This is a genomic window from Actinomycetospora sp. 2LY8.5 (genome assembly GCF_057180585.1).
This window is the reverse complement of record NZ_JBXUHE010000024.1, coordinates 54,379-80,683: the sequence shown is the minus strand read 5'-3', so window position 1 is coordinate 80,683 and position 26,305 is coordinate 54,379. Positions and strand designations below refer to the sequence as shown.

General features: G+C 74.2%; 32 protein-coding genes. 17 read left to right on the top strand and 15 right to left on the bottom strand.

What is annotated here, in order from left to right; all coding sequences use genetic code 11:
* Positions 1–62: 62 nt before the first annotated feature.
* The 4 genes from AC2A1K_RS22725 to AC2A1K_RS22710 all read right to left on the bottom strand — a co-directional run bounded on the left by AC2A1K_RS22725 (position 63) and on the right by AC2A1K_RS22710 (position 4,421).
* Positions 63–974: a DUF262 domain-containing protein gene (locus AC2A1K_RS22725; RefSeq protein ID WP_483898606.1), complete on the bottom strand. Its 912-nt coding sequence runs from the start codon at positions 972–974 to the stop codon at positions 63–65.
* A 224-nt stretch (positions 975–1,198) separates the two neighbouring features.
* Positions 1,199–1,585 carry a DUF742 domain-containing protein gene (locus AC2A1K_RS22720; protein ID WP_483898605.1) on the bottom strand — a complete coding sequence of 129 codons (387 nt, stop codon included), beginning with the start codon at positions 1,583–1,585 and terminating at the stop codon, positions 1,199–1,201.
* Complete coding sequence (locus AC2A1K_RS22715; RefSeq protein ID WP_337703368.1) at positions 1,582–1,998, bottom strand: roadblock/LC7 domain-containing protein; 417 nt, start codon at positions 1,996–1,998, stop codon at positions 1,582–1,584. Before AC2A1K_RS22715 ends, AC2A1K_RS22720 begins: the two co-directional genes overlap by 4 nt.
* A complete protein-coding gene (locus tag AC2A1K_RS22710) occupies positions 1,995–4,421 on the bottom strand; it encodes a sensor histidine kinase (RefSeq protein ID WP_483898604.1) in 2,427 nt (808 codons plus the stop codon). The genes AC2A1K_RS22715 and AC2A1K_RS22710 overlap by 4 nt, the downstream gene beginning before the upstream one ends.
* A gap of 130 nt (positions 4,422–4,551) precedes the next feature.
* On the opposite strand from AC2A1K_RS22710, the gene AC2A1K_RS22705 reads away from it, so the two are divergent.
* The 8 genes from AC2A1K_RS22705 (at position 4,552) to AC2A1K_RS22670 (ending at position 10,469) form a co-directional block, all read left to right on the top strand.
* The gene (locus AC2A1K_RS22705; protein WP_483898603.1) at positions 4,552–5,685 is read left to right on the top strand and encodes an ABC transporter substrate-binding protein; all 1,134 of its coding nucleotides are present in this window, start codon (positions 4,552–4,554) and stop codon (positions 5,683–5,685) included.
* Positions 5,682–6,440 carry an ABC transporter permease gene (locus tag AC2A1K_RS22700; RefSeq protein ID WP_483898602.1) on the top strand — a complete coding sequence of 253 codons (759 nt, stop codon included), beginning with the start codon at positions 5,682–5,684 and terminating at the stop codon, positions 6,438–6,440. The genes AC2A1K_RS22705 and AC2A1K_RS22700 overlap by 4 nt, the downstream gene beginning before the upstream one ends.
* Complete coding sequence (locus AC2A1K_RS22695; protein ID WP_483898601.1) at positions 6,437–7,210, top strand: ABC transporter permease; 774 nt, start codon at positions 6,437–6,439, stop codon at positions 7,208–7,210. Before AC2A1K_RS22700 ends, AC2A1K_RS22695 begins: the two co-directional genes overlap by 4 nt.
* Positions 7,211–7,221: 11 nt before the next feature.
* Positions 7,222–8,094: an ABC transporter ATP-binding protein gene (locus tag AC2A1K_RS22690; RefSeq protein WP_483898600.1), complete on the top strand. Its 873-nt coding sequence runs from the start codon at positions 7,222–7,224 to the stop codon at positions 8,092–8,094.
* 100 nt (positions 8,095–8,194) lie between these two features.
* Positions 8,195–8,398: a DUF4236 domain-containing protein gene (locus tag AC2A1K_RS22685; RefSeq protein WP_483898599.1), complete on the top strand. Its 204-nt coding sequence runs from the start codon at positions 8,195–8,197 to the stop codon at positions 8,396–8,398.
* 303 nt (positions 8,399–8,701) lie between these two features.
* The gene (locus AC2A1K_RS22680; RefSeq protein ID WP_483898598.1) at positions 8,702–9,013 is read left to right on the top strand and encodes a methyltransferase; all 312 of its coding nucleotides are present in this window, start codon (positions 8,702–8,704) and stop codon (positions 9,011–9,013) included.
* On the top strand, positions 9,010–9,675 hold the full coding sequence (locus AC2A1K_RS22675; RefSeq protein ID WP_483898597.1) for a TIGR03086 family metal-binding protein: 666 nt from the start codon (positions 9,010–9,012) through the stop codon (positions 9,673–9,675). The genes AC2A1K_RS22680 and AC2A1K_RS22675 overlap by 4 nt, the downstream gene beginning before the upstream one ends.
* Positions 9,672–10,469: an enoyl-CoA hydratase/isomerase family protein gene (locus tag AC2A1K_RS22670; protein WP_483898596.1), complete on the top strand. Its 798-nt coding sequence runs from the start codon at positions 9,672–9,674 to the stop codon at positions 10,467–10,469. The genes AC2A1K_RS22675 and AC2A1K_RS22670 overlap by 4 nt, the downstream gene beginning before the upstream one ends.
* Positions 10,470–10,618: 149 nt before the next feature.
* On the opposite strand, the gene AC2A1K_RS22665 is transcribed toward AC2A1K_RS22670, so the two are convergent.
* The gene (locus AC2A1K_RS22665) at positions 10,619–10,960 is read right to left on the bottom strand and encodes an MmcQ/YjbR family DNA-binding protein (protein WP_483898595.1); all 342 of its coding nucleotides are present in this window, start codon (positions 10,958–10,960) and stop codon (positions 10,619–10,621) included.
* Positions 10,961–11,069: 109 nt separating this feature from the next.
* Between AC2A1K_RS22665 and AC2A1K_RS22660 the strand changes: the two genes are divergently transcribed.
* Positions 11,070–11,666 carry a polysaccharide deacetylase family protein gene (locus AC2A1K_RS22660; RefSeq protein ID WP_483898594.1) on the top strand — a complete coding sequence of 199 codons (597 nt, stop codon included), beginning with the start codon at positions 11,070–11,072 and terminating at the stop codon, positions 11,664–11,666.
* A 299-nt stretch (positions 11,667–11,965) separates the two neighbouring features.
* Here the strand turns inward: AC2A1K_RS22660 and AC2A1K_RS22655 are convergent, their stop codons facing one another.
* Both AC2A1K_RS22655 and AC2A1K_RS22650 read right to left on the bottom strand, forming a co-directional pair.
* Positions 11,966–12,412, bottom strand: coding sequence for a DUF5709 domain-containing protein (locus AC2A1K_RS22655; RefSeq protein WP_483898593.1), 447 nt, complete (start codon positions 12,410–12,412; stop codon positions 11,966–11,968).
* A 30-nt stretch (positions 12,413–12,442) separates the two neighbouring features.
* Positions 12,443–12,838: a DUF5313 family protein gene (locus AC2A1K_RS22650; RefSeq protein ID WP_483898592.1), complete on the bottom strand. Its 396-nt coding sequence runs from the start codon at positions 12,836–12,838 to the stop codon at positions 12,443–12,445.
* Positions 12,839–12,915: 77 nt separating this feature from the next.
* On the opposite strand from AC2A1K_RS22650, the gene AC2A1K_RS22645 reads away from it, so the two are divergent.
* Together AC2A1K_RS22645 and AC2A1K_RS22640 are read left to right on the top strand one after the other, a co-directional pair.
* Positions 12,916–13,365, top strand: a complete 450-nt coding sequence (locus AC2A1K_RS22645) for a MarR family winged helix-turn-helix transcriptional regulator (protein WP_483898591.1) — start codon at positions 12,916–12,918, stop codon at positions 13,363–13,365.
* A gap of 64 nt (positions 13,366–13,429) precedes the next feature.
* Entirely contained in the window at positions 13,430–14,293 is an 864-nt protein-coding gene (locus AC2A1K_RS22640) for an alpha/beta fold hydrolase (RefSeq protein ID WP_483898590.1), read from the top strand.
* A gap of 1 nt (position 14,294) precedes the next feature.
* Here AC2A1K_RS22640 and AC2A1K_RS22635 read toward each other — a convergent pair whose 3' ends face one another.
* Positions 14,295–14,708, bottom strand: a complete 414-nt coding sequence (locus tag AC2A1K_RS22635; protein WP_483898589.1) for a MarR family winged helix-turn-helix transcriptional regulator — start codon at positions 14,706–14,708, stop codon at positions 14,295–14,297.
* 83 nt (positions 14,709–14,791) lie between these two features.
* On the opposite strand from AC2A1K_RS22635, the gene AC2A1K_RS22630 reads away from it, so the two are divergent.
* Positions 14,792–16,603, top strand: coding sequence for an ABC transporter ATP-binding protein (locus AC2A1K_RS22630; protein ID WP_483898588.1), 1,812 nt, complete (start codon positions 14,792–14,794; stop codon positions 16,601–16,603).
* Positions 16,604–16,767: 164 nt separating this feature from the next.
* Here the strand turns inward: AC2A1K_RS22630 and AC2A1K_RS22625 are convergent, their stop codons facing one another.
* From AC2A1K_RS22625 to AC2A1K_RS22605, 5 genes are all read right to left on the bottom strand, one after another.
* Positions 16,768–16,950 (bottom strand): hypothetical protein, encoded by a 183-nt coding sequence (locus tag AC2A1K_RS22625; protein WP_483898587.1) that lies wholly within the window; start codon positions 16,948–16,950, stop codon positions 16,768–16,770.
* Between the two features lie 148 nt (positions 16,951–17,098).
* On the bottom strand, positions 17,099–17,698 hold the full coding sequence (locus AC2A1K_RS22620; protein ID WP_483898586.1) for a TetR-like C-terminal domain-containing protein: 600 nt from the start codon (positions 17,696–17,698) through the stop codon (positions 17,099–17,101).
* A 5-nt stretch (positions 17,699–17,703) separates the two neighbouring features.
* On the bottom strand, positions 17,704–18,528 hold the full coding sequence (locus AC2A1K_RS22615) for an SDR family NAD(P)-dependent oxidoreductase (RefSeq protein WP_483898585.1): 825 nt from the start codon (positions 18,526–18,528) through the stop codon (positions 17,704–17,706).
* A gap of 11 nt (positions 18,529–18,539) precedes the next feature.
* Positions 18,540–19,289, bottom strand: coding sequence for an SDR family oxidoreductase (locus AC2A1K_RS22610; RefSeq protein WP_483898584.1), 750 nt, complete (start codon positions 19,287–19,289; stop codon positions 18,540–18,542).
* A gap of 662 nt (positions 19,290–19,951) precedes the next feature.
* Positions 19,952–20,428 (bottom strand): YbaK/EbsC family protein, encoded by a 477-nt coding sequence (locus AC2A1K_RS22605; RefSeq protein ID WP_483898583.1) that lies wholly within the window; start codon positions 20,426–20,428, stop codon positions 19,952–19,954.
* Positions 20,429–20,575: 147 nt separating this feature from the next.
* Between AC2A1K_RS22605 and AC2A1K_RS22600 the strand changes: the two genes are divergently transcribed.
* Complete coding sequence (locus tag AC2A1K_RS22600) at positions 20,576–20,962, top strand: helix-turn-helix transcriptional regulator (RefSeq protein WP_483898582.1); 387 nt, start codon at positions 20,576–20,578, stop codon at positions 20,960–20,962.
* 5 nt (positions 20,963–20,967) lie between these two features.
* Here AC2A1K_RS22600 and AC2A1K_RS22595 read toward each other — a convergent pair whose 3' ends face one another.
* Together AC2A1K_RS22595 and AC2A1K_RS22590 are read right to left on the bottom strand one after the other, a co-directional pair.
* Positions 20,968–21,252, bottom strand: coding sequence for a hypothetical protein (locus AC2A1K_RS22595; RefSeq protein WP_483898581.1), 285 nt, complete (start codon positions 21,250–21,252; stop codon positions 20,968–20,970).
* 10 nt (positions 21,253–21,262) lie between these two features.
* A complete protein-coding gene (locus AC2A1K_RS22590) occupies positions 21,263–22,924 on the bottom strand; it encodes a sodium:solute symporter family protein (RefSeq protein WP_483898580.1) in 1,662 nt (553 codons plus the stop codon).
* A 93-nt stretch (positions 22,925–23,017) separates the two neighbouring features.
* Here AC2A1K_RS22590 and AC2A1K_RS22585 point away from each other — a divergent pair, with 93 nt between their 5' ends.
* From AC2A1K_RS22585 to AC2A1K_RS22570, 4 genes are read left to right on the top strand one after another with little or no spacing between them, the layout of a single operon-like run.
* Positions 23,018–23,140, top strand: coding sequence for a hypothetical protein (locus tag AC2A1K_RS22585; protein ID WP_483898579.1), 123 nt, complete (start codon positions 23,018–23,020; stop codon positions 23,138–23,140).
* On the top strand, positions 23,137–24,156 hold the full coding sequence (gene galT, locus AC2A1K_RS22580) for a galactose-1-phosphate uridylyltransferase (protein ID WP_483898578.1): 1,020 nt from the start codon (positions 23,137–23,139) through the stop codon (positions 24,154–24,156). The genes AC2A1K_RS22585 and galT overlap by 4 nt, the downstream gene beginning before the upstream one ends.
* Entirely contained in the window at positions 24,153–25,301 is a 1,149-nt protein-coding gene (gene galK / locus AC2A1K_RS22575) for a galactokinase (RefSeq protein ID WP_483898577.1), read from the top strand. The genes galT and galK overlap by 4 nt, the downstream gene beginning before the upstream one ends.
* A gap of 11 nt (positions 25,302–25,312) precedes the next feature.
* Complete coding sequence (locus tag AC2A1K_RS22570; RefSeq protein WP_483898576.1) at positions 25,313–26,305, top strand: LacI family DNA-binding transcriptional regulator; 993 nt, start codon at positions 25,313–25,315, stop codon at positions 26,303–26,305.

The following is a 26,305-nucleotide window of genomic DNA, read 5'->3' as shown; positions in this document are numbered from 1 at the left end:
CAGCGAGGATGTGGCGATCCTGGTGTCGGACGCCAGCAATGCCGCATCGCTCGCACGTCCGGTCACCAGCCCATCGTCACGCCGGCCCCGTCGTCGAACATCGGGTGCGGGAGTGCCTCGGTGCGGGGGTCGTCCGCGCCCTCGGCCACGCCCTCCCGGTAGCTGGCCAGGCTCTCGGCGACGTCGTGCGGCGAGACTCCCGAGGCCCCGAAGCTCAGGGGGCCCGCGGGCGGCGGGACGGCGCCGGGCACGAGCAGGGCGCGGGGCTCGCGCTGGGGCAGGCCCGCCGCGGTCACGCCCGCGAGGTCGGCGTGGTCGGGGGCGACCGCGGCCTCGGCGGCGGCCTGGCCCTCGTCGGCCGGCGAGGAGAAGATGCCGGGTGGGACGGGCGAGTCCGAGAGCGTCCGGAACTCGGAGAGGTCGGCGAACCACGCCGACACCTGGTCGTAGATCGGCTCGAGCGAGAACGGCGACGCCCGGTGGGCGGGGGCTCGTGGCCGCGGCACGCTGACCTCCGGCTCGTCCGCCGGGTGCAGGCGGTCGAGCAGCTCGCGGAGCTCGGCGGGGCGGTAGTCGGACAGCACGACCACGGTGATCCGGAAGCGGCGCACGCGGCGGCGGACCTCGCCGGGCAGATCGCTGTAGCGCAACCCGTCGAGCCGGCGCACCTCGTCCTGCTCGTCCTGGTCGGGCTGGTCGGGCGCCTGCACCCCGGAGCACGGGAGTTCGTCGTGGAAGAAGCGCTGCAGCGTGAGCAGCCGCTGGCCGCCGTCGAGGACCACCTCGTGACCGGTGTCGGCCGCGAGGTGGATCTCCGGGACCCACCAGTCCCGCAGGATCGTGTCGATGAAGCGTTGCTGGCGGGCCTGGTCCCACCCGCCCGGGCGGGTCGTGTCCCCGCGGGGATGGAGCTCGTGGCGTTCCAGACGGGCCACGAGCGACTCGAGCTCGAGCTCGGCGCGTTCAACGTGCACGGCGGCCACCTCCGTCCGCGGGCGGGGGCCCACGGTCCAGGGATGCGGGAGCGGGCTGGTCGATCGTCGGGGGCGGCGGCCGCTCGAGCGGTGGAGGCCGTGGCGGCGACACCGACCAGGCGATCCAGCTGATCACGACGGTGGCGGTCGTCCTGCCCGCGCCGAACCCGGCGGCGACGACGATCTTCGCGGACGGCACCGAGGACGGCGCGCCCCGCGGGGCCTCAGAGACGCTGGAGTCCATCGAGGACCCTCTCCAAAAGCTCGCGGCTCGGGCGGTCGTCCGAGGGCATGTGGATCACGACGAGGCCGCCCCGGGCCATGTCGTCGAGCACCACCCGCGTGACGCCGAGCGGCAGGTCGACCCGGGCCGACACCTCGGCCACCGAGATCGGCATGACGCACAGCCGGCAGATGGCGCGCTGCTCCTCCGGCATCGTCGTGGTCGGGAGGTCGACCGTGGACGCGGTCTGCACCAGGGTCTCGATCGCGAGCGTCACCTGGGTCCGCGTACGGCCGCCGGTGATCGTGTACGGCCGCACCCGGGGCGCGCGGTGTCCGGGTGCGATGACGTCCGGCGCCTCCTCGGGCGCCATCCCGTTCCCGGTCATGACGTCCGGGTGGTGCGCAGCTCCCGGCGCACCTCGGGGGTGAGGGCCTTCCCCACCCGCGCGGTCATGAGCGTCATCTCGTAGCCGACGAGTCCGCGGTCGCAGTCGGCCGTCGCCAGGACGACGAGACAGGAGCCGTCGCGGATCGCCATCGTCAGCACCAGGCCCTGCGCCATCTCGACGACGGTCTGGACGACCTCGCCGGCGTCGAAGCACCGGGCGGCGCCGCCGGCCAGGCTGACGAGCCCAGCCGCCACGGCGGCGAGCTGATCGGCGCGCTCGTCGGGCAGGCGGCTCGAGTGCGTGAGCAGCAACCCGTCGGCGGAGATGACGACGGCGTGGGCGACGCCGGGCACGCGCGTCACGAAGTCGTCGACCAGCCAGGCCATGCGGGCGGGGGTCTCGGTGCTCATCGTGGGCCTCCCGAGGTCGTGGCCGGCTCGCCGCTCGCCGCCGTCCCGGTGCTCATGTCGGGCACCGCGAACCCGTCGGTGTCGATCTCCTCGCGCCCCCGGTTCGCACCCTGCTGGAACTGGCTCATCCGGGCGCGCAGGGCGTCGGCGTCGACGGTCTGCCGGGGCGCGGGGATGTCGTCGGAACCCGGTTCCGGGGCGCCTCCGGGCACGAGCCCGGCACCGCGACGACGCCGGGGCAGCCCGCCGGCGGTGTGCTCGGTGGGCGGGGCCTCGGCGGCGCGGGCGGCGACGGCGTGCCAGCCCTCGTCGGCACCGGAGTCCCAGAGGGATCCGTTCCCGGTCGCCGGAGCGGGGGTCGCCGGCGCGCTCTCGTCCGAGAACCACGCCGACACCATCGCCTGGAAGATCGGCTCGTCGGGACCCGGCGCGACGGGGACCTCGTCGGTCAGCGGGTCGTCGGCGGCGACCTCGGCGGACGCCGGGACCGGGGCCCGGCTCCGTGTGTGCGTCACCAGCACGTCGGCGGGGACGTGGACGCTCGCGGTCGTGCCGTCCTCGCTGCCGGGCAGCAGCCGCGCGGTGATCCCGTGCCGGCGGGCCAGCGCGCCCACCACGAACAGGCCCATCTGTCGGGGCACCGACGAGTCGAGGAGCACGGGCTGCTCGAGGCGCGCGTTGGCGTCGCGGAGATCCTCGGCGTCCAGGCCGAGTCCGGCGTCGGCGACCTCGACGATCGCGCCGCCGTCGGGGGCGCGCGAGGCGCTGACCGAGACCGGGCTGTCGGGCGGCGAGTAGCTGGTGGCGTTGTCGAGCAGCTCGGCGAGCAGGTGGGTGAGGTCGTCGGCGGGCGCGCCCTGCACGCGCAGCCCCGGCACCTGCCCGACCTCGATGCGCTGGTAGTGCTCGACCTCGCCGACGGCGGCCCGGACGACGTCGGCGAGCAGCAGCGGCTCGGCGGACCCGCGGCCGGGCGCCGCGCCGCCCAGCACGAGCAGGTTCTCGCCGTTGCGGCGCATGCGGGTGGCGAGGTGGTCGAGCCGGAACAGGTCGGCCAGGACGTCCGGGTCCTCCTCGCGGCTCTCGAGGGTGTCGATGAGCAGGATCTGCCGCTCGACGAGTCCCTGCGAGCGGCGGGACAGGTTGACGAACAGCGCGTTGAGGTTGGTTCGCAGACGGGCCTGCTCGCCGGCGAGACGCACGGCCTCCCGGTGCACGCTGTCGAACGCCCGGGCGACCTCGCCGACCTCCTCCTCGGTGTGGATCGGCACCGGCTCGACGGCGGCTTCCGGCGGCGGCGCGTCCGGGCCCTCGCGCACCCCCTCGTCCTCGAGCTCCCGGACCGCATCGGGCAGGCGCCGTTCCGCGACGTCGAGCGCGGACCAGCGCAGGCGTCGCAGCGGCGTGATCAGTGAGCGCGCGATGACGACGGCGAGCGCCGCGGCGGCGAGCACGCCGAGCAGGACCAGGGCGATCACGACCACCGCCGTGGTGGTCGCCGACGCCACGAGCCCGTCCGCGGTGCCGCGCAGCCCGCCCTGGAGGTCGATCTCCAGCGTGCGCATCCGCTCGCGGGTGGCGCTCGCGGCGGTGTCCCAGGCCAGCGGATCGACCGCCAGCGCCGTCCCGTCCTGCAGGAGCGCGGTCTGCAGGATGCGCGTCCGCTGGTCGACCTCGGGGCCCGCGACGGTGTCGTCGAACCGCTGGACCTGCGCCGGGCTCGAGCCCGCCTCGAACTCGGCGGTGGCGGCCTCCTGCTCGGCGACCGACCCCCGCAGCGCGTCGCTCGCGCCCACCGGCAGCGTGCGGGTGATCGCGCCGACCAGCAGCAGCGCGTGCTGGACCTCGGCCTGCTCCTTGGCCCGCCCCAGCGCCGCGAGGCTCGTGGCCGGCCGGACGACCGAGGGTTCGCCGACCGCGCCGGCGATGTCGCGGGACAGGGCGAGCAGCGGATCGACCAGGCCGGTGTAGCCGGTGACGACACTGGTGGCGGGGTAGCGGGTGGCCACAGCCGTGGCGCGCAGCGCCGGCAGCGCGTCGAGGCGCGTGAGGGCGGTGGCGTAGCGGTCACGGACACCGGGGTCGAGATCGGCCGCGGCGTCGCCGGTGGCGCGGAGGGCCTCGACGGCGACGTCGGTGCGGTCCGCGGCGACGTCCAGGCCCGACCGGTCCGCAGGCCGGCCCGCGGCGACCCACGCGGCGGTCGCGCCGCGCTCCACCTGCACCTGGTCGACGAGGTCGGCGACCGTCCCGGCGAGCCGCGTGCCCGTGGCCACCTGCGCCAGCGCGGCACGGTCGTCGAGCTGGGTGCGGATCGTGACCCCGGCCAGCACCAGCACCAGCAGGATCGGGACCGCCACCACGGCGACGACCTTGGTGCGGACACGCCAGTGGCCCGGGTTCCAGACGGGCACGGTGCTCACACTGCTCCCGGTGCTCTCGGCCACGGACGATCCCCCACAGTCGCCAGGCACGGCACGGACGGTGTTCTCGAGTTGTCGCGGAACTGTTCGTTCGATGTCCGGGAAACTCGTCCAACAACGATCTGTGACGATGACGGAAGCCACGGTAGCTTCCCCGTGGCGGACACGACACCCGATCGAGACAGTTCTTCACGCGGACGCCGCACCCCGCGTCGATTTGATCGAACAATTCGTGCTCCAAGAGGGGGATGTTGTGCGCAAGTGGAGTAACAATCGCACCGCACGTCGCGGTCGCCCGATCACCGTCCGGTTACTGACGATTCTGTCCGTCCTCGTCCTTTCCGGGTGCAGCGCGCTCGGCGGGTCGAGCTCCGGGGATCAGGGTGGCGCCGATGGCGGCCCGGAGAAGCCCACGCTCCGGGTCGGCATGCTCAACATCGTCGACACGGCGTCGTTCTACCTCGCCCAAGAGCGGGGCTTCTTCCGCGACGAGGGGCTCACCGTCGAGCCGGTCGTCGCGCAGGGCGGCGCGGCGTCGATACCCGCCGTGGTGGGGGGCAGCCTCGACGTCACGTTCGGCAACTACGTGTCGTTCTTCCTCGCGCAGAATCAGGGTGTCGGGCGATTCCGTCTCATCTCGGACGGGTATCAGGCGGGGCCCAACACCTTCGTTCTCGTCGCGCGTCCCGACGGCACGGTGCGCGCCCCGCGCGATCTCGCGGGACGCCGGGTCGCGGTCAACACGTTCCGCAACATCGTCGAGCTGAATGCGCGCTCGGCACTCCAGACGAACGGGGTCGATCCGAGCACGGTGCAGTTCGTCGAGGTGCCGTTCCCGGACATGGCCGCGGCCCTCGCCGCCGGTCGGGTCGACGCCGCCGCGATGGTCGAGCCGTTCATCACCGCCACGGAGCGGAGCTCGGGCGCCGTGCCCGTCCTCGACACCGCCTCCGGCCCGACTGCGGACATCCCGCTGGGCGGCTACGGCACCACCGAGGCCTTCGCGCAGCAGAACCCGCGGACGGTCGCAGCCTTCCAGCGCGCGATGCTGCGGGGCCAGCAGGCCGCGGCCGACCGCGCCAACGTCGAGCAGGTGCTCCCGACCTACATCCGGATCGACCGGGCCACCGCCACTCTGATCAACCTCGGGACCTACCCGCAGTCGCTCGACGCCACCCGCCTGCAGCGGGTCGCCGACCTCATGCAGCAGTTCGCGCTGGTCCCGGGCCGCTTCGACGTCCAGCCGCTGCTGGTTCCGCAGTGAGCCGTGCCCTCGTCCGGGGCCTCATCGGCCTCGCGACGTTCCTCGCGATCGGGGAGGTCGTCGGCCGGATCGGCCTGGTCCCGCCGGAGCTGCTGCCGCCGACCTCGGCGGTCCTCGCCGGCCTCGTCGAGATCGTCGGCGACCCCGCGTTCCGGGCCGACGTCGTCGCGACCGTGCTCGCCTGGCTGATCGGTCTGGGCGTCGCGCTGGGGATCGCGGTGCCGGCGGGCGTCCTGCTGGGCAGCGTCCCGGGCATCCGGGCGGGAACGCGGGCTCTGGTGGAGTTCCTGCGCCCGATCCCGTCGGTCGCCCTGATCCCCCTGGCGGTCGTCCTCATCGGGCAGGGCCCCGCCAGCAAGATCGCCCTGGCCGTCTACGCGGCGGTCTGGCCGATCCTGTTCAACACCGTGCACGCCGTCACCGAGGTCGACCCGCTGCTGCGGGAGACCGCGACGGTCTTCCGGGTCGGACGGCGCCGGACCCTGCTGCGCGTCGTGCTGCCGTCGATGGCGCCCTTCGTCCTGACGGGCGTGCGCCTCGCGGCGGCGGTCGCCCTGATCCTCATCGTGTCCACCGAGCTGCTGGTGGGCGGCGGGCGGGGGATCGGCGAGTACATCGCGCAGTCCGGCACCGGCGGCGGGCGGATGGACCTGGTGCTCGCGGCGGCGATCGTCGCGGGGCTCGTCGGGCTCGCGGCCAACGCCGCGCTCACCGCCGCGGGACGCCGGTGGCTGCCGTGGAGTGCGGTCGGGTGACCGGCCAGGGAGCGCCGTGGGTGCGCTGGGGCGTGTTCGCGCTCGCCCTGGTGGTGTGGGAGCTCGCCGCCCGCGCCGCCGGGAGCGCGTTCTTCCCGCCGCCGTCGGCGATCGCGGCGGCCGGGTGGGCGATGTGGTTCTCGGGCCCGGCGGTCCTCACCGCGGGCGCCTGGGCGGACGTCGCGCCCAGCGTGGCGCGGGTCCTCGTGGGGTGGGCGGTCTCGGGCGTCATCGGCATCGCCGTGGGCCTGCTGCTGGGCCGCTCCCGGCGGGCGACCGAGTACCTCGCCCCGCTGCTCGCGTTCGCCCGCGCGCTCCCGCCGCCGGTGCTGATCCCGGTCTTCCTCGTGCTGTTCGCGGCGGGCACGCCGATGCAGCTGGCGACGATCGTGTTCGGCACGGTGTGGCCGGTCCTGCTCAACACCGCCGACGGAGCCCGCGACGTCGACCCGGTCACGATGGACACCGCGGAGGTCTACGGGGTCGTGGGCCTCCGCCGCCTGCGGCGCGTGATCCTGCCGGCGGCGGCCCCGCGGATCGTGGCGGGCCTGCGGGTGAGCCTGTCGCTGGCGCTGATCCTCATGGTGGTCTCGGAGCTGGTCGCATCCACCGACGGCCTGGGCCACCGGCTCGTCGTCGCGCAGCGGAGCTTCGACTTCACGGCGATGTGGGCGGCGATCGTCCTGCTCGGGGTCGTCGGTTACGCGCTGAACGCCGCGCTGCTCGGCGTCGAGCGCCGGGCGCTGAGCTGGAGCACGACCCAGGGATGAGAGGAGACACCGTGTCCCCGATGGTCGAGGTCACCGATCTCGCCGTGGCCTTCCGCGAGGCCGGGCACGCGACGACCGTGCTCGACGGGCTGTCCCTGCGCGTCGCGCGGGACGAGGTCGTGTGCCTGCTGGGGCCGTCGGGATGCGGCAAGTCGACGCTGCTGCGCTGCCTCGCCGGGCTCCGGCCGCCCGACCGCGGCGAGGTGCGGCTGCGCGGCGAGCTCGTGGCGGGGGTCCCGGACGGGCTCGGCGTGGTGTTCCAGGACTACGGCCGGTCGCTGCTGCCGTGGTCGACGGTCGCGCGCAACGTCGACTTCGGCCTCCCCGCCGACCTGGACCGCGCGACGCGGCGTGCCCGCACCGCACAGGCCCTGGAGGCGGTCGGCCTGGCCGACGCCGCCGCGCGCCGGCCCGGCCAGCTCTCCGGCGGCATGCAGCAGCGGGTCGCGATCGCGCGGGCGCTGGCCCGGCGCCCCGACCTCCTGCTGATGGACGAGCCGTTCGCGTCGGTCGACGCCCTGACGCGTGCCGACCTCGAGGACCTGCTCCTGCGCGTGCGGCGGGAGTACGGGATGACCGTGGTGCTCGTGACCCACGACATCGACGAGAGCATCTACCTCGCCGACCGCGTCGTCGTGCTCTCGCCGCGCCCGGCGGCCGTCGTCGCCGACCTCGTGGTCGACCTGCCGCCCGACCGCGACCAGATCACGACCCGGGGGTCGGACGCGTTCGTGCACCTGCGGGCGCGGGCGGCCTCGCTGCTGCGGGACGGGTCAGGCGCGCGGCAGGGGGACGACCTCCCCGAGGGCGGCGAGGGCCGGTCCGTCGTCGGCGTCGGTGACGATCCCGCTCACGGCGTCGAGCGGGAGCACCTCGAGCGGTGACGCCGCGCCCGTGAGCACTGTCCGATTCGTCCGATCGGCGCCGTTCGGGAACTCCTGGCCCCGGGGCATCCGTTGTCACGACGACGAAGGAGGCTCCCCCATGGGATTCCGTCTGATGCCCCGCGTCCATCCGCGACACCACCTGCGTCGCACGTTCCGGCTCGGCCCGCTGCTGCTGCACGCCGGACCGGACGGCGTGAGCTGGGGGCTCGGCGCGGGGCGCTGGTCGTGGAACGCGAAGAGCCGCCGCCACACGATCGACACCCCGGGGCCGGGCTACTGGCAGAGCAAGGGCCGCCGCTGAGGGATCACGCTGACGGACCAGACAGCACGTTCCATCGCGGCAGTGTGCTCGGGTGGGGCGGGTGGCGGAGGGTCGCCGGGCACCCGGACCAGGCCGGACGTCCTCCCCGCGACCGTCCGCGGAATCGTGACGATCTCGCGGCCGCCACCGACGCCGACCCGGGCCCGCTGTACCGGGCGTCCTCGGCGAGCGGGCCGAGGCGGCCGGCGGCGACGTCTACACCGCCGTGCCGGCCGGTGCCGACTGCTACGTGCTCTCCAGCGTGATCCACGACCGGAACGACGACGACGCCGTGACGATGCCGTGACGATCCTGCGGAGGATCCGCGAGGCGATGGACCCGGCGGGCCGGCTGCTCGTCCTCGAGACCGTGCTGCCCGAGGGCGACGAGCCGCACCTGGGCATGCTCCTCGACATCCCCATGCTCGCCCTCGTCGGCGGGCGGGAGCGCACCGAGCGCGAGTACGCCGCGCTGCACGAGCGCGCCGACCTGCGCATCGAGCGCTTCGTTCCCCACGGCGACACCGGTCGGCGTGCTGGTCGCCGCGCCCACGTGATCGGCGCTCCCGGGTACTCGACGGCGGGCCCGTCGGGGGAGCAGGGTCTGCGCCCGTGAACGACACCGACGACGCCCGCGCGCTGATCCCCGGCGCGATGGACCGTGTCACCGCCCGGGTCCACGCCGTGGGTGCCGGCATCTGGCGCGCCCCCACCCCGTGCACCGAGTGGTCGGTGCGCGACCTCGTCGCCCATCTCTGCTTCGAGCACCTGTGGGCGCCGCACGTGCTGGCGGGGACGACGATGGGCGCGGTGGGGGACCGCTACGACGGCGACCTGCTCCACGCCGACCCGCCCGGGGCCTGGGACCGCGCGGTCGCCCGGTCGCGGCCGGCCTGGGCCGCGACCGAGGGCCACGCGGCGCGGGTGCACACGTCGTTCGGGTGGATCCCGGTCCAGGAGTACGCCGAGCAGATGCTGCTCGACCTCACCGTCCACGAGTGGGACCTCGCCCGCGGCGCCGGGCTCGACGAGGAGCTCGACCCGGTCGGCGTCGACCGTGCGCTCACCTATGTCCGCCGCGACCCGGTCATGCTCACCGGGCAAGGGCTGTGGCGCCCGCCCGTCGCGCCGAGCAGCGACGAGCCCCGCGACGTGCTGCTCGCGTTGCTCGGGCGGCAGGTCCAGATGGTGCCGCTCGAACCTCCGCCGGCCCCGCCCGGCCCGCGGTCCGGCCCGACGGGCGCCCCGGCGCCGCGTCGGGCAGGTTCGGAGTCATGACGACGCCTCCCCTCTCCGTGGATGTCGATCACGACGGCCTCGCCGTGGTGACCATCGACCACCCGCCGCTGAACCTCTACGACCAGGCTCTGCACGACGCGCTGCGCGACGCCGTCGGCGAGGTGGAGAAGGTTCGCCCGCGGGCGGTGCTGGTGCGCGCCGTGGGCAAGGTCGTCAGCGGCGGGGTCGACGTCAAGCAGATCTTCAACCCGATCGCGCAGGCCGGGGACGTCGACCGCGGGACCGCCTACTTCGCCGAGCTCGTCGAGACCGGCCGGCGCCTCCACCACCTCCCGTGCCCGACGGTGTTCGCCGCGCACGGCCTCACGCTGACCTGGGCGTTCGAGGTGGCCCTGGCCTGCGACCTGATCGTCGCCTCGCCGCGGGCGTCGTTCGGGCTGGTGGAGGCCACGGTCGGGCTGACCCCGGCGATGGGCGGCACGCAGCGCCTTGCCGAGCGCGCCGGGGTCGGGCGGGCGCGGTACCTCGTGATGACCGCGGGTCGCTTCGGTGCCGAGGAGATGGAGCGCTGGGGTGTCGTCGACCGGCTGATCCCCGAGGACGGCTTCGACGACGCCGCGCGCGCGTTCGCCGCCCGGCTCGCGGCCGGTCCGACCCGGGCGCACGCGGCGACCAAGGAGATCCTGCGCCACCTCGCCGAGGGCGGGCTGGAGACCGCGAACGCCGTGACCCCGCCGACCGCCGGGGCACTGTTCGGCACCGCGGACCTGGCGGGCGCCATGACGTCGTTCGTCGAGGACGGGCACGGGAAGGCGACGTTCCGGGGGGAGTGAGGGACTCGGGCCCCGGCTGTCCGACCGAAGGGCCCCTTCGCTCGCATAGACGGGCGAGGGGCGCCCTTCGCCGGATCCGGGGCTCGCCGACCCGACGAGAATGCTTCGCGAAATCCAGCGTGCTGCTCAGCGAGGCCGGGTCCCGGCGGTCACCCCTGCTCCAGGCGCATCTGCCAGGCGTCGGTGACCAGTTCGGTCAGGCGCGGGACGTCGACCGCCTCCAGGCGCAGGAGCACGAACGGGAGCCCCTCGTAGCTCGGCGTGGAGAAGAACAGGTCGGGCTCGCCGAGCAGCAGCGCCTGCCGCTCGGCCTCGTCGCCGACGAACAGCACGGCGATGTCGGTGCGCAGGACGCGGCGCCCGCCGCTGCGGTCGGGGTACGACCAGACGAACCCGCGCCCGCGCACGCGGAAGTCGAAGCCGTCGCAGTCGATCTCCTCGACGTCGTCGAGACCGAGCGCGAGCCGGCGGACGTCGTGCACGTCGGCCACGCCCGCGAAGCTAGCAGCGCGCCCCGACACCGGAGATGCGATCGTCGGAAGACGAAGCGAAGCGGGAGCTCGACCCTTGATACAGCCGCTCGTGGCCGCCCTCGGACCCGTGCTCCGCGGCCGTGTGCTGTTCGCCGTGCCCACCCGCACCCCACGGTTCGCGCTGACCGTCGACGACGGCCCCGACCCGGCGACGACCCCGGCGCTGCTCGACGTCCTGGCCCGCCACGACGCCCGCGCCACCTTCTTCCTGCTCGGCGAGCGGGCGGCGCGGCACCCCGACCTCGTCGCCCGGGTCGCGGCGGCGGGCCACGAGCTCGGGAACCACACCTGGCGCGACGAGCCGACGTGGCGACTGCCCCTCGACGAGTTCGCGGCGAAGCTCGCGGACACCGGGCGTTCGCTGGAGGAGCACGGCCCCGTGCGGTGGTTCCGGCCCGGCTCCGGCTGGCCGACCGCGCGGCACCTCACGATCACCGAGAGCGCCGGTCTGCGCTGCGCCCTCGGGACCGCGGTGGCGATCAGCGGGGCGGGCGCCGGGACCGCGGGCTCGGCGGCGTGGCTCGACCCGGTGGTGCGCCGGGGGAGCGTGCTGGTGCTGCACGAGGGCCCCGGTCGCGCCGCCGTCCCCGACACCGTCGACGCCCTGCTCGCCCGGACCTCCGCGCGGGGCCTCACCGCCGTCACGCTCTCGGAGCTCGCCTGACCGCGGCCGGGGGCAACCTGCTCGAGCATCGGGGCCGAGCCCGACCCCGGCCGGGTCGCCGCGGCTGACGGTCGACCCGACCGGGCTACGTCGCGGGTGCGGGCACGTCGAGGACGTCGGGGACGTCCGGGCCCTGCATCGCCCTGGTCGTCGTCAGCGCCCTCGGCATCCCGCTCGCCCGCCGCGCCGGGCGCAGGAGGATACCGACCCCGGCCCAGCTCGCCGCCGCGGCGGCGACGGCGACGGTCTCGCTCCCGGCGCACGACGCGGAGCCGGTGCGGGTCTGAGCCCTCGGGAACTCAGCGGTCCTCGTCCACGAGGTGGATCGCGGCCTCCTCGGCGCTCGCCCCGGCGCCGTCGACACCCACGTCGTCGGCGAAGAAGTCCTCGCCGTCCTCGCGCAGCACCAGACGTCCCGAGCGCTCCTCGCCGACCTCGTCGTCCCACAGCTCGCCGTCGGTGTCGCTCGCGTCGCCGAGCCCGTCACCGTCGTCGTCCTCGTCGTCGTCGGGGATCTCGCGGCGCAGGCGGTCCGCGAGCGGCTCGCCCTCCTCCTCTTCCTCCTGGGTGGTGCCCCACGCGGTGGTGCCCCACGGCTGCTCGTTGGGGGAGACGCCCTCGTCGAGCGGGTCGTCGAGGTCCGGGTTGTCGAGGGACTCGGCCTCGTCGAGCTGTTCGAGCGAGGTGTCGTCGACGGTGTCGGGGTCGTCGCCGCCGAGGGAGTCGGGGGTGTCGGGCGTGGTCACGGCGCTCAGTGTGCCCTCCGCGCCGCCGCCTCAGGAGTCCGGCGGCGTCCGGTAGCGCGCGGCGTAGCGCTCCGCGGCCGCGGCGTCACGGTCCGCCGTGCGCTCGGCGCGCGTCGCGGGGCCGGTGCCCGCCGGATAGCCCGCCTTGACCAGACGGTGCTCGGCGGTCTCGTGCAGGTAGCTGACCGAGAAGATCAGGCCCATGATCGCGCCGCCGAGCGCGCACATCGTCCGCAGCCACAGCGGCCCGGGCACGAACACGATGATCGCGATGACGAACGGGGCGATCTGCACGACGGCGCGCAGCACGTGGCGCAACCACCAGGTCCGGCAGGTGGTGTCGTACAGGACCCACGACGCGCAGCGCTCGGGAAGGCCGCCGCCGTAGGCGTACCAGAGCCACTGCAGGGGGTTCGGTCGGTGCACGCGAGCCTCCTTGCTTGGTGCCCCAACGGTTTGCACACCAATAGTATGAGCACCAACCTGTGTGGAGGAGGAGTGGGATGGACGACATCGACCCGTTGGCCCTGGAGAACCAGGTCTGCTTCGCCCTCGCGGTGGCCGCGCGCACGGTGATCTCGGTGTACCGGCCGCTGCTCGAGCCGATGAACCTCACTCACCCGCAGTACCTCGTCATGCTCGCGCTCTGGGGCGAGGCGCCACTGTCGGTCACCGAGCTCAGTCGCCGTCTCGAGCTCGACCCGGGCACCCTGTCGCCGCTGCTCAAGCGCCTCGAGGCCGCCGGCTACCTGAGCCGCGAGCGCGACCGGGCCGACGAGCGCTCGCTGGCGGTACGCCTGACCCCGGCCGGTGTCGCGCTGCGCGAGCAGGCCGAGCGGATCCCGCCGGCGATCGTCGAGCGCCTCGACATGGACCTCGCCGAGCTGAAGGACCTGCACGTCTCGCTCACCGAGGTGATCGCGGCGGCCCGCCGCGCGCAGGCCGATGCTTGACAACCTCTCGGTTGAAGTCGAATGTACAACTCACTGGTTGTCTTATCGTACCAAGGAGTGGGTCGTGGCCGAGACGAAGGTTCTCCCCGTGGACGGCGCCGAGATCGCCTACGACGTCTACGGCCCGCTGCCGCCGGTCGACGGGCGTCCGGTGCTGCTGATGTTCGGTCAGCCGATGGACGCCTCCGGCTTCCGGGCCCTGGCGGCGCGCTTCCCGGACCGCACGGTCGTCGCCTACGACCCGCGCGGGCTCGGGCGCAGCACGCGCAGCGACGGCCGCACCGACAACACACCGCAGACCCAGGCCGAGGACCTGCACGCGCTGATCACGGCCCTCGGCACCGGCCCGGTCGACGCCTTCGGCAGCAGCGGGGGAGCGGTGACCGGCCTGCAGCTCGTGACCGCCCACCCCGAGGACGTCGTCACCCTCGTGGCGCACGAGCCGCCGATCACCAACGTCCTGCCCGACGCGCCGGCCGCCGACCGTGCGAGCAGGCAGTTCCGTGAGGCGTACCAGGCCAAGGGCTGGGGGCACGGCATGGCGGGGTTCATGGCCCTGGGGTCGTGGCAGGGCGAGTTCACCGACGAGTACTTCGCCCAGCCCGCGCCGGACCCGGCGATGTTCGGGATGCCGACCGAGGACGACGGCTCCCGCGACGACCCGCTGCTCTCGAACAGCTCTCTGGCCGTCACCGACTACGAGCTCGACGTCGACGCCCTGACCGCCGCGCCGACGCGGGTCGTCGTCGCGGTGGGCGAGGAGACCGGCAACACCTACACCGCGCGCACCGGGTTCGGTACGGCGAAGGCGCTCGGGCAGGAAGCCACGATCTTCCCGAGCCACCACGGCGGGTTCCTCGACGGCGAGTTCGGCTGGCCGGGCAAGCCCGACGAGTTCGCGGCGACGCTGCGCGAGGTGCTCGGCTGAGTCACCCCTCGGCGAGGCGGCGCAGCAGGCGGCCGAGCTCGGCGCGTTCGGCGTCGTCGAGCGCGGCGAACACACGGTCGGCCTCCGCCGCCCGTGCCGCGCGGACGGCGTCGCCGAGCTCGGTGCCCGCCGCGGTCACGACGACCTGGGTGGCCCGGCGGTCGTCCGGATCGGGGAGGCGCTCCACGAGGCCGCGCTCGGCGAGGGCGTCGACGACCTCGGTGGCCGAGCGCGGCGCGATGCGCAGGTGCTCGGCCAGCTCGCCCGAGCGGGTCGGCCCGTGACGCAGCAGCACCTCGAGCGCGCGCAGCTGGGACAGCGACACGCCCCAGGGGGCGAGGGCCTCGCGTGACTGGTGTCGCAGCCGGCGGGCGACCTGCCAGAACGCGTCGGCCAGCGAGCCGTCCTCCTCCACGGGGAATACCGTAGGGCGCGTGCTGTTGCAACCTCATGTTGAGGATACCTCAGCAAATCGGACATCACCTTGCCGGAGGCCCCTTGCCCCGCCCGACCGACTCCGTCCCGGAGACGAAGCGCTCCGGAGCTCGACCCCTCGACACCGAGACGCGGGCGCTCGAGGCCGAGCGGGCCCGCCACGTCTCGCTGCGGCGCATCGCGCGCCTGTTCCGCCCGCACCGCGGCCCGCTCGCGGTCGTCGTCGCCGTCATCGTCGCGTCGTCGACGGTCGGGATGGCCTCGCCGTTCCTGCTGCGCGCCGTCATCGACGACGCCCTCCCGCACCGCGATCTGGCCCTGCTCGCCTGGCTGGCCGGGGGCATGATCGGCGTCGCCGCCGTCACCTCGGTGCTCGGCGTCGTCCAGACCTGGATCTCCACCGGTGTCGGGCAGCGCGTCATGCACCGGCTGCGCACCGACGTCTTCGCCCACCTGCAGCGCCAGTCGCTGGCCTTCTTCACGCGCACCCGCACCGGCGAGGTCCAGTCGCGCATCACCAACGACATCGGCGGGATGCAGACCGTAGTCACCTCCACCGCCACCTCGATCGCCGCCAACCTCACCACCGTCGTCGCGACCGCCGTCGCGATGATCGCCCTGTCCTGGCAGCTCTCGCTCGTCACGCTGGTCGTGCTCCCGCCCGCCGTGCTCATCAGCCGCCGCGTCGCGCGCATGCGCCGCGAGCTGACCGCCCGCCGGCAGAGCGAGCTCGCCGACCTCAACGTCACCATCGAGGAGGGCCTCTCGGTCGACGCCGCCGCGCTGCACCGCACGCTCGGCACCGGACCCGCCCTCGTCGACCGGTTCACCGCCTCCTCGGCACGCCTCACCGACCTCGAGATCCGCTCCCAGCTCGCCGGGCGCTGGCGGATGGCCACGATGAGCGTGGTCTTCGCGGCGATCCCGGCGCTCATCTACCTCGGTGCCGGCCTGCCGTGGACCGTCGGCGAGCTCTCCATCGGCACGCTCGTCGCCTTCACCTCGCTGCAGGCGGGCGTCTTCCGGCCGCTGTCGGGCCTGCTCGACGTCGGCGTCCAGGTCGCGAGCTCGCTGGCGCTGTTCTCGCGGATCTTCGAGTACCAGGACCTGACCGTCGACATCGCCGACCCCGAGCACCCGGTGGAGCTGCGGGACGTGCGCGGTGACGTCCGGATCGAGGGGGTCACCTTCACCCACCCCGGCGGCGACCGCCCGGCCGTCGACGGCGTCGACCTCGCGATCCCCGCCGGGACGACCCTCGCGCTGGTCGGCGAGACCGGGTCGGGCAAGACCACGCTCGGCGCGCTGGTCGCCCGGCTCCACGACCCCGACACCGGGCGGATCACCATCGACGGCGTCGACCTGCGCGACATCCGGCTCGCCGACCTCGCAGGCGTCGTCGGCGTCGTCAGTCAGGAGACCTACCTGCTGCACACCACCGTGCGCGAGAACCTGCGCGTCGCGAAGCCCGAGGCGACCGACGCGGACATCGAGGCGGCCGCCCGCGCCGCGCGGATCCACGACACGGTCGTCTCGCTGCCCGACGGTTACGACACCGTCGTCGGCGCCCGCGGCCATCGGTTCTCCGGGGGCGAGAAGCAGCGCATCGCGATCGCCCGCACGCTCCTGCGCGACCCGCGCGTCCTCGTCCTCGACGAGGCCACGAGCGCGCTGGACACCGAGACCGAGCGCGCCGTGCAGCTCGCGCTCGACGACCTCGCGCGGCACCGCACGACGCTCACGATCGCGCACCGGCTCTCGACCGTCCGGCGCGCCGACCGCATCGCGGTGCTCGACCACGGCCGCGTCGTCGAGAGCGGGAGCCACGCCGAGCTGATCGACCGCGAGGGTCGCTACGCGGCGCTCGCCGCCTGACCGCTCCACATCGAGCGCGTGGCGTTGCGGACGTTCAACGTCAGCGACGCCACGTCGCTGACACCTGATGTCCGCAACGCCACGCGCTCGATTCCCCGGACACACGACGGCCCGCCCCGAGCAGATCGGGGCGGGCCGGGATGCAGCGCCGGGTCAGCGCCGGGTCATCGCAGGGAGCGGTCGATCCACCGGGCGTCGACACCGTTGCGGTGCTGCTCGATGCGACGCAGCCGGGTGCGGGCCTGGTGGGTCAGTCCGTCGAGGCGATCGAGGAGCTGACGCAGTTCGGCGATCTCGTTGTCGAGGGCGTTGTCGGCCTCGGACTCCGGGGTCGTCCTGGCGGTCACGGCGAACCTTCTTCGGGTCGCGGGTGGTTCGGGGAAAGCGCCGCTGGTCCGACCCGTCCGAGGTGTTCGGGATCGATCCAGTGGCGCCCCTCCGATGCTACGCCCTAGCCCGTCCGGAGTCGCATCTGGCTCGCGCACCATCCGGTGGTCAGCGGCCGGCGATCCCGTGGACGAGCTGGTCGACCAGCGTGCTCGCGAAGGCCTCGGTGAGTGGCTGGTCGGGGATCAGCAGCCGGTGGTAGCAGGCGCCCCAGAGCTGGTCGACCACGGCCTCGGCGTCCACGTCCTCGCGCACCTGCCCGCGCTCGCGGGCCCGCCCGACCGCCTCCACCGCCAGCGCGCGCCGCGGCGCCGAGTAGTTCTCCCGGTAGGCCGCGGCCAGCTCCGGATCGGTCTGGGCGGAGCCGATGAGCTCGGCGATCACCCGCCCGGCGGGCGTCTGCGTCATCAGCCGTACGAACGCCCGGACCTGCTCGGTGAGGTCTGCGGCGATGTCCCCGGTGTCGGGGAACGCGAGCGTGCTCTCGACGGTGCGGAAGTACGCCTCGAGCGCGAGCGCACCCCGGGACGGCCACCACTTGTGCAGCGTCGTCCGGCTCGCCCCCGAGATCGCGGACACCCGTTCGAACGTGAACCCGCCCATGCCCTCGGCGAGCAGCAGGTCCCCGGCGGCGGCGAGCACCTCGCCGCGGACCTCGTCCGCGGGTCGGCGGCCTCGCCCCCGCCGCCGGGTCTGCTCGTCGGTCACCGTCGTCACGCTATCCGCCGCGGGTGCAGGAGGTCGTCGAGCCCGATGCGCCGGTAGAACTCGGTGCGGACCCGGTCGCCGACGGCGTTGACGACCTCCGCGCCGTCGTCGGCCGGGTCGACGTGCACCCGGAACGGGCGCTGGCCGGCCGGGGTGTCGACCACCCGCACGATCGCTCGTGCGACCTCGGCGGGATCGGCGTCGTCGGGGGCGAGCTCGGCGAGACGGGCGCCGACCTGGTCCATCAGCCCGCCGTAGCGCTCCTCGTAGGCGGTGGCGACGGCCTCGTCCGCGGCGTGTCCGGCGTGGGCGAAGTGGTTGGTGCCGCTGGTGAACGAGCCGGGTACGACGATCGAGGTGTCGATCCCGAACCGGGCGAGCTCGGCCGCGTAGCTGACCGCGAGCGCGTCCATCCCGGCCTTGGCCGCGAAGTACGGCGCGAGGTAGGGCGGCGTGCCGCCCCGGGTGCTCGTCGACCCGACCCACAGCACGAGGCCGTGTCCCTGGGCGCGCAGGTGGGGCAGTGCGGCGCGGTTGAGTCGCTGGGTGGACACGACGTTCGTGTCGTAGACGCCGGCGAGCTGCTCGGGCGTGAACGCCTCGGTCAGGCCGAGCACCATGTGCCCGGCGTTGTGGTCGGCGACGTCGAGCTCGACGGTGCGCAGGTCCACGCCGTGCTCGGCGGCGAAGGCCGCGGCGTCGGCGACCGCTCCGGCGTTGCGGCCGGCGGTGTCGCGGACGCCCGCGTAGACGGTGTGCCCGGCCTGCGCCAGCGCGCGGGCGCTCATGGCGCCGAAGCCGGAGGAAGCGCCGCTGACGACGATGATCATGACTTCTCCTCTCAGGCCAGTCCGCCGTTGGCGAACAGCGTCTGGCCGTTGATCCAGCGTGCGGGTCCGGCGAGGAACGCGACGGCCTCGGCGATGTCACCGGGCTGTCCCAGGCGCTCGAGCGGCGGCGCCGCGGCGAGGCCCGCGACCTGCTCGTCGGTCTTGCCCTCGAGGAAGAGCGGCGTGGCCGTCGGCCCGGGGGCGACGGCGTTGACGGTGACGTCGCGGCCGCGCATCTCGCGGGCGAGCACCGGCACGAGCGCCTCGACCGCACCCTTGCTGGCGACGTAGCCGCCGTAGGTCGGGAAGGACAGCCGCGTCACCGACGTGGAGAACGTGATGATCGCTCCGCCGCCCCGCACCCGGCGGGCGGCCTGCTGGGCGACGACGACGGTGCCGCGGATGTTGGTGCGGTGCATGCGGTGCATGCGGTCGAGGTCGTCGAGGTCGAGCTCGGCGATCGGGGCCAGGGTCATGATCCCGGCGGTGTTCACGACGACGTCGATCCCGCCGAGAGCCTGCTCGACGGCGTCGAACGCGGCGGCCATCTCGTCGGGCTCGGCGACGTCGCCGCCGACGGCGATCGCGCGCCCGCCGGCGGACTCGATCGCCGCGACGACCTCCTCGGCGCGGGCCTTGTTGCCCGCGTAGTGCACGCCGACGGCCAGTCCGTCGGCGGCCAGACGCGCCGCCACCGCCCGGCCGATGCCGCCGGAGCCTCCGGTGACGAGGGCCGTGCGCGCGGTCTCGGTGCTGCTCATCGTTCCCTCCAGGGCCTAGATGTGGACGTTGTGCCCATATCGAGAGGACCACGAAGAGAACGATGTGTCCATATAAACGACTGTGACGGCGGTTACCGGTCGCCGATCGCCTCGACCCTCGCGCGGTGCGCGACGCGGGCGAGGGCCGGCGTGCGGGTCCGGCGACAGGGCAGGGCGATGAGGCCGGACGACACAGCCCACCCGCGGGTCGAGGGCGTCCCGCCAGACCCCCACGGCGGCCGCGAGGTCGATGCCGGGCTCGGGCTCGGCGCGCAGGGCGGCGAGCGCCGCGTCCAGGGGGTGATCGTCAAGGACGAGGAGGCCCCACATGCCCGCCGCGAGGGGGGTGGGGATCGGGACCGGGAGGATCGAGGCGAGGACGCGCCACCAGGGGTCCTCGCGCGCGCCACCGTGGTGCGCGCGTCGGGACACGCGAACGAGGAGGTCGTCGCCGAGGCGGTACAGGACATGGTCGGAGCCGCCGTCCATCGGGTCGGGGTCCAGCGGGGGGCCGGCCCCGTGGGGGAGCTTGCTCGTCCGATGACACGCGCGGACCGCGACGGGCGTGAGCGGGAGATCCACGGCGCCCTCGTCGCGCGGCGGGCGGAAGGAGCGTCGGCGATGGCGGCCACGCCGACGCGACCGACGGAAGAGCCAGCAGCTCAGGCGGCAGCCACCTCGAGCAGCGTCCCGCCCGTGAGCGCGACGAGCTCGTCGGCGGTCGTCGGGAACATCGAGTGCTCGTCGCCTGCGCCCGCCCAGACCGTCGGGTAGGCGGTGAGCGCGACGTCGACGAGGCACGGCAGCGGCGCCGGGTGCCCGACCGGCGCCACCCCGCCGACGCGCTGGCCGGTCGCGCGCTCGACGGTGTCGGGGTCGGCGCGCTTCACCCGTCGCTTGGCGAGGTCCAGATGCGCGGCGACGCGGCCGAGGTCGACGCGGTGCGCCCCCGACGCCAGGACGAGCACCACCCCGTCGTCGGCGGTGAAGACGAGGCTGTTGGCGACGGCGCCGACCTCGCAGCCCAGCTGCTCCGCGGCTGCGGCGGCCGAGGGGACCGGCGTCTCGAAGATGTGGATCTCGCGGGGCGAGCCGGCGTCCTCGAGCGCCCGGCGCACCGCTTCCCTGCCCGTGGTCACGAGCGGGCAGGCTAGGTCCGGCCCGCGGCGGCGGGCGACCGGGTTTCCGATCACGGGCATCGCGTGGGGAGTACCCGCAGACGACCTAACGCGCTCAGCTCGACGGAGGAGTGTCGTGGGGGCGGCGTTCCTGCAATCCTGCTGGCCATGACCACGACGGCTCCCCGCCGACCCTCCACCCCGCCGCGCGCCCGCATCCGCGACCGCGGGCAGATCGACGCGCTCGTCCTCGCCGCGCTGGCCGAGGCGCCGCGGCGGCAGGAGGAGATCGCGGAGGTCCTGCGCTCCGAGGTCGGCGACGTCCTCGACATCCCGTACTCGCGGATCGTGCCCACCCTGCACCGGCTCGTGCGCAACCGTCTGATCGTGCGCTCGAGCAACGACCCCCGCCGTTACCGGCTCACCGAGACCGGCGCGCGCTCCCTCACCGCCCGCCGCCGCGCCGCCGACGCCTTCGCGTCGTCGGTGCACCGCCTCGCCGACGGTGCCGACGGTGCCGACGGTGCCGCCGCGGGCGAGGGTCGAGCCGGATGACGACCTCAGGCCGGGGGAGCGCCCAGCTCGTCGGCGTCCTCGTCGACCTCGATGCCCAGCGGGCGCAGCGACGCCCAGGCCAGGAAGGCGGTCGCGACGACGACGAGGACGATCCCGGTCCACAGGTTGACCGCGAAGCCCGCGGCCCGGGCGAGCTGCTCGGCGCCGTCGAGCACCCCGCGGATCACGAGCACCACGCCGTAGAACCCGAGCAGGCCGCCGATCACATACCGGACGTCGAACAGCCGGGCCATCCGGCTCGTGACGGCAGGGGTGTTGTCGTTGGTCATGACGGCTCCCTCAGGCGAACAGGATGTTGAGGACGACGGTCAGGGCGAGCGCGATCCCGCCCAGCAGGATCGGGCGCCGCCACCACACGGCCTCCCGCGGCTGGCGCACGGTCGGCACGACGCCGTCGGCGCCCGCGACGCCGTAGACGATCCCCGCGAGCTGCGAGCGGGCCGGGGCCCGGCCGAACAGGGAGACCAGCACGGTGACGACCGCGTCGACGACGAACGCCGCGCCGGCCTGGTAGAAGGTCACCTCGATGTCCGAGCCGAAGGTGAGCACGCCGGCCTGGGACAGGACGAACACCGCGGTCCCGGCGACGACGCCGGACAGCAGGCCCCAGAAGCCGCCCCAGCCGGTGGTGCGCTTCCAGAACATGCCGAGGATGAACGTCGCGAAGATCGGCGCGTTGAAGATCCCGAACAGCGACTGCAGGTAGGTCATGATGTTGTTGAAGCCGGCCGCGAGGAACGCGGTGCCCACCGCGATGATCACGCCGCCCGCGGTGACCGCCCGGCCCATCGTCAGGTAGTACGCGTCGGACCGTCCGCGAGCCAGGTAGGGCTGGACGAGGTCGTAGGTGACGACGGTGTTCAGGGAGCTGACGTTGGCCGCGACGCCGGCCATGAACGAGGCGAACAGGCCGGTGACGGCCACACCGAGCACGCCCTGGGGCAGCAGCTGGCCCATCAGCGCGGGAATCGCGTCGTTGTACTCGAGCCCGCCGGTCTCGTCGTTGCCGAAGTTCGGGATGGCGACGAGCGCGACGAGCCCGGGAATGATCGTCACGGCCGGGATGAAGATCTTCGGGAACGCGGCGATGAGCGGGGTGCGCTGCGACGCCGACCGGTCCTTCGCCGAGAGCGCGCGCTGGATCTCGGCGAAGTTCGTCGTCCAGTAGCCGAAGGACAGCACGAAGCCGAGGCCCAGCACGATCCCGATCCAGTTGGCACCGATGGGATTGCTGATGTCCCCGACGCCGGTGCCCTGCCACGCGTGCAGCCCGTTCGGGCCGAGGGTCGATGCCTCGACCCGGCGCCCGAGCTCGGCGAACCCGCCGACCGAGCGGACCGCGACGATCGCCAGCGGGACCAGCCCGGCGAGGATGATGAAGAACTGCAGGACCTCGCCGTAGATCGCGCTGCCGAGGCCGCCGGCACCGATGTAGATCAGCACGACCGCGGCCGAGGCGAGGATGCCGGCCCAGAGCGGCCAGCCGAGCAGGGCCTGGAGCACGATCGCCAGCGCGTAGAGGTTCACCCCGGCGATGAGCACGCTGGCCACCGCGAACACGACGGCGTTGAGCACGTGGGTCTGGTTGTTGTAGCGCAGCTTGAGGAACTCGGGGACCGAGCGGACCTTGGAGCGGTAGTAGAAGGGCATCATCACGATGCCCAGGAAGACCATCGCCGGGATGGCGCCGATCCAGTAGTAGTGCACGGTCGCGACGCCGTACTGGGCGCCGTTGGCCGCCATGCCGATGATCTCGGTGGCGCCGAGGTTCGCCGCGACGAACGCCAGGCCCGTCACCCACGCGGGTAGCGAGCGCCCGGCGAGCAGGAAGTCGGCGCTGGTGCCGACGGCGCGTCGGGCGACGACGCCGATGCCCAGGACGACCACGAAGTAGACCGCCAGCAGCGTGTAGTCCAGCCATCCCAAGTCGAGCCGCAGCATCGCGTCTCCCTGTCGTATCCCGGCCGTGAACGTTAACGTGATGGTTCACGAGACTGATACCGGCGTGAGGTCGACGTCAAGGGGGAGGCGTAGTTGGACGAGCACGGACCGTCGACCCCGGTCGACGAGCAGGAGGTGCACGAGGAGGTCGGCGAGCTGGCGGACGGGCGCACCATCCGGTTCTTCTCCTGGTCCGAGGGGGAGGTGGACCAGTGAGCGAGCGCCGCTACGACCCCACCCACGGCGAGTGGGTCACGTTCGCGACGCACCGCCAGGACCGGACGTACAAGCCCGCGGCCGCGGCGTGCCCGCTGTGCCCGACGCGCCCCGGAGGTCCCGAGACGGAGGTCCCGCGCGAGCACTTCGACGTCGCGGTGTTCGACAACCGCTTCCCCTCGCTGTCCTCCGACCCCCCGCCGCCCGGGATCGCCGGCACCGACCTCGTCCCGGTCGAACCGGCCTACGGCCGTTGCGAGGTGGTCGTGTTCACCGACGACCACGACGCGACCCTCGCCGACGTGGGCGTCGCCCGCGTGCACCTGCTCGTCGAGGCCTGGGCGCGCCGGGTCGCCGACCTCGGCGCCGACCCCCGCGTGCGCTACGTGCTGCCCTTCGAGAACAAGGGCGAGGCGGTCGGCGTCACGCTGCACCACCCCCACGGTCAGATCTACGCCTACCCCGACGTGCCCCCGCGCCCGGCGCGCGAGCTGGCCGCCGGCCGCCGTCACCACGACGCGACGGGCCGCTGCGTGTTCTGCGACGTCGTCACGGCCGAGGCCGGCGGGCCCCGCGAGGTGGTCGTCGGCGAGCACTTCTTGGCCGGGGTGCCGCCGTGGGCCCGCTTCCCCTACGAGATCGACATCTGGTCCCGTGAGCACGTGCCCTCACTGCCGGAGCTCACCGGTGCGGCCCGCGCCGACCTCGCCCGCGTCCTCGCCCGGGTGCTCGCCGGCTACGACCGCTTCTTCGGACGCGGCGCGGGGCGGAGCCGGACCATCGAGACGTTCCGCACGTCGTACCTGCTCGGTGTCCACGCCGCGCCCACCGACGGCAGCGACCGCGACGTCGCCCACCTGCACCTGGAGATCTGTCCGCCGCACCGGGGCGGGGGCAAGCTCAAGTATCTCGCGGGCTCGGAGACGTTCGGCGGCGCGTTCCTCACCGACGTCGCTCCCGAGGTGGCTGCCGAGCGCTTGCGGGTGGCCTGCGCGGACGTCGAGGTGCCGGCGTGAGTGCGACCGCGCAGGCTTTCCGCGACGCGGTCGGCCACGACCCCGAGGGCGTGTTCGCGGCGCCGGGGAGGGTGAACCTCATCGGCGAGCACACCGACCACAACGAGGGGCACGTGCTGCCCTTCGCGATCGACCGCCACTGCCGCGTCGCCGCCGGGCGCCGCGCGGACGACGTGGTGACGGTGCGGTCGGCGCAGGAGCCCGGCGACGCGATCACGACGACGCTCGCGGCGCTGCACCGGGCCACCGGCTGGTCGGCCTATGCGCTCGGCACGCTCTGGGCGCTGCGCGAGGCCGGGCTGACCGGGGAGGACGGCTGGGACCTGGTCGTGGTCGGCGACGTGCCGCTGGGTTCGGGGCTGTCGTCGTCGGCGGCGTTGGAGTGCGCGGTGGCGCTCGCCGTCAGCGAGCTCTCCGGTGCCGGGCTCGACCGCCACACGCTGGCCCGCGCCGGGCGCCGCGCCGAGAACGACGTCGTCGGCGCGCCCGTCGGGATCATGGACCAGGCGGCGTCGCTGCTGTGCCGCGACGGGGCCGCGCTGCTGCTCGACTGCCGCACGCTCGAGGGGCAGGACGTGGCGCTCGGGCTCGACGAGGTCGGGCTGGTCACGCTCGTCGTCGACACTCGCGTGCGCCACGACCTGGCCGACGGCGGGTACGCCGACCGCCGCGCCTCGTGCGTCGCCGCGGCCGAGGCGCTCGGCGTGCCGGCGCTGCGGGACGCGACGCCGGCGATGGTGGCGCGGCTCGAGGGGACGATCCGGAAGCGCGCCCGCCACGTCGTCACCGAGGAGGCGCGCGTGCACCGGGTGGTCGAGCTGCTGCGCGCCGGACGCCCCGCCGACGTCGGCCCCGAGCTGACCGCGTCCCACGCCTCGCTGCGCGACGACTTCGAGGTCTCGGTGCCCGCACTCGACGCGGTCGTCGAGACCTCCCTGACGCACGGGGCCCTCGGCGCGCGGCTGGTGGGCGGTGGCTTCGGCGGCAGCGCGCTCGTCCTGGCGCCGGCGAGCGCGGCCGGGGAGATCGGCGAGGCGGTCGTCCGCCGGGCGGCCGACGACGGCCATCCCGAGCCCGTGGTCCGCGAGGTGCACCCCGCCGGCGGGGCGCGTCGCGAGCCGTGGGCCCCGGGCGAGCGGCACTAGGGTCGCGTGCCATGGAGGCCGAGCCGTCGGTCCGCGTGACCATCGACGACGTCGCGCGCGCGGCCGGCGTCTCCCGACAGACCGTGTCGCGGGCGATGAACGGCAAGGGCGAGATCAGCGCGGCGACCCGGCGGCGCGTGCTCGCGACGATCGAGGAGCTCGACTACCGCCCCAGCGTGTTCGCCCGCGGCATGCGCACCCAGCGGGCCGGCACCCTCGGGCTGATCCTCTCCGACATCGCCAACCCCTTCTTCCCGGCGGTCGCCCGCGGGGTGTTCGACGCCGCCGCGGCGCACGGGCTCTCGGTGGTCGTGCACAACACCGACGCCCACGCCGGGCGCGAGGCCGCGGCGGCGCGGGAGATCCTCGACCGGGGCGCCGAGGGCGTCATCGGGTTCTTCGAGGCGCTCGGCGACGAAGAGCTCGTCGAGATCCACCGGCGCCTGCCCCTGGTCGTCGCGGACCGGCGCGCCCCCGCGCCGACGGTCGCGAGCGTGTCGTCGGACTTCGCCACCGGCACCCGCCTGGCCGTCGAGCACCTGCACGGGCAGGGCCACCGGCACCTCGGGATGCTCGACGGCGCCGTCGGTGTCGACCACGTCCGCCGCCACGCGTTCGCCGCGGCGGCACCGGAGGCACCGATCGTCACCGGCCCGCCGACGATCACCGGGGGCACCGCCGCGGCCGCGCAATTGCTCGGCGAGCACCCGGAGGTCACCGCGCTCTTCGCGTTCAACGACCTCATGGCCGTCGGCGCGATCCGCGCGCTGCGCGAGCGGGGCCGGCGCGTCCCCGACGACTGCGCGGTCGTCGGCTACGACGACCTCACCCTCGCCGCCGACCTCGACCCGCCACTGACCACCGTGCACACCGACAAGTACGAGCTCGGCCGCACGCTGGTGGAGGCGCTCGACGGCGCGATCCGCGCGCGCCGCGAGGAGAACTCGGTGGACCCTCGGCACCGACTCCTGCCCGCGAAGCTCGTGGTGCGCCGCTCGGGGTGA